The organism is Halomonas sp. SIMBA_159 (assembly GCF_046536035.1).
GTDB lineage: Bacteria > Pseudomonadota > Gammaproteobacteria > Pseudomonadales > Halomonadaceae > Vreelandella > Vreelandella venusta_A.
Window position 1 is genome coordinate 1 of sequence record NZ_JAWJBT010000398.1, and the last position, 279, is coordinate 279.

At 67.7% G+C, this 279-nt stretch carries 1 protein-coding gene; it reads left to right on the forward strand.

Features of this window, described 5'->3' with window-relative positions:
* Positions 1-71: 71 nt before the first annotated feature.
* A partial coding sequence (locus R0J87_RS19770) for a hypothetical protein (protein ID WP_498888388.1) occupies positions 72-279 on the forward strand: 208 nt, incomplete at its 3' end.

Sequence of the window (279 nt, forward strand, 5' to 3'; positions counted from 1 at the left end):
TTTGGCGGCCGGAACACCCTCCCGCACACCTACAACTCATGTTTCATCGTTCGTCCTGGGAGGGAACTGCGATGTCGAATCATTTGAGCCGCACGCCGGCAGGCCCGCGCGTACGCGGTCGTTGGGGTATTTCATCGCGCAGCCTGCTGGCCGCGGCCATCGCGCTGCAGCTGGCCGCGCCTGCCTGGGCGCAGGACGCTGCCCAGGACGATCGGGCGACCACCGCCGATAAGACGAAGACCGACAAGGCCGCCGCCGCGAAGGGCGATGCCGTCGACC